General features: G+C 40.6%; 1 protein-coding gene. It reads left to right on the forward strand.

The genetic code is table 11. The features are described from left to right. Positions 1-265: 265 nt before the first annotated feature. Positions 266-451, forward strand: coding sequence for a hypothetical protein (locus FTU67_RS14130; protein ID WP_180051361.1), 186 nt, complete (start codon positions 266-268; stop codon positions 449-451). The last annotated feature ends 943 nt before the right edge of the window (positions 452-1394 follow it).

The raw sequence follows: 1394 nt of genomic DNA on the forward strand, positions 1-1394 counted from the left end.
TCCCTTGCGTTGATCAAACAAAGCCCACAGGCGGTCTTAAATGCGTTCAGGCGGTGATATAAGCCGTAATTAAGACAGGTGCAGCGTTATACCGTGATGCACTCCGATTGAAGCGACGCTCGGCTCCGTAGTGATGCTCCAGAGGGAAATACTCCTAAAGTGCCTTTATAGGTGCTTTAGGGTGAGTATTACCTTCTATCTGCTCAACTCTCACCATAATGATACTAATCACTAAATCAAAAACTTAAAAAAAAAGGTGGTTGTTATGAAACAAGTCATAGAGCTTTTAGGTAAAACAGTAAAATTCGTACATACAGAGAATGGTCATTTCTTTGAAGAACAAGGAAAGGTCACAGAAGTTTTATTGTCTTTAAGTGGTGAAAACAGAATTGCTTTAGATGAAAAAGAATTATATTTGTTGTCTGAATTGCTAGAACTAGAGATCGTCTGAAAGCCTTTATTTTCGGGCGTGGACTGAGATTTCGTCAATATACCAAGAGACCAATAAAAAAGCCCCCAAATTAGGAGGCTTTTCTATTTTTTGAAGTCCATTGCGACACAGACAATCTTTTCAACAACTGAAAGCAGAATAACTGCATTTGTCGTTGTTGTCTATGCTCGCTCCTATTCGCACCGCACCCGCGCGAGCCGTCGGGATGTCGGATGCGTTTGCGTCGCTTCGCTAAGTTCTATCGTTTTAAATCGTATGGGAGCTTGTAATCAGGGAAAAAAGTGTTTTAGCAGCATATTGCGTCAGTTCACTCGTAGACACTCGTTCTGTTCTTACTGGAGATCTCCAGGGAAAAAAAAGAGCAAGCATACACAGAGGGCACTGTGATTCTTGTTAGGGAGACCCTAAAACCCCTAAAAAACCGTAAACATGTTGTCATGTGGTCATAAATAAATAAAAAATGCCCTAAAATCTATGTTCTAGGGCATTGTATTAATCACACGATTAAAATATATTCTAAAGCACGGTTATTAATTACTGGAATAATTAATAACGAAAGTTATCTGTGTCGCAAACACTAGATAAGATCAGGATAAAATCCCCGTGCAGTAAAGCGATTATAACTTCACTAGATTTAAAATAAATCCCTTTCGTTGTTAAAACCTACCAAAATTAATATTCCGTCCGTTTAAATGGGTGGAAGGATTAGTGACGACAGCATTTAAGCGGTGATTTTAAGCCTGTTACTGGGGGAACTGAACAAAGCAGGCAGCAGAATGAGTAGTCTAAGGGTGATCGTGAGTATATTGGGGTAATTCCCTTGCGTTGATCAAACAAAGCCCACAGGCGGTCTTAAATGCGTTCAGGCGGTGATATAAGCCGTAATTAAGACAGGTGCAGCGTTATACCGTGATGCACTCCGATTGAAGCGACGCTCGGCTCC

The organism is Acinetobacter sp. YH12132, from assembly GCF_013418645.1.
In the GTDB taxonomy this organism is placed as follows: domain Bacteria; phylum Pseudomonadota; class Gammaproteobacteria; order Pseudomonadales; family Moraxellaceae; genus Acinetobacter; species Acinetobacter indicus.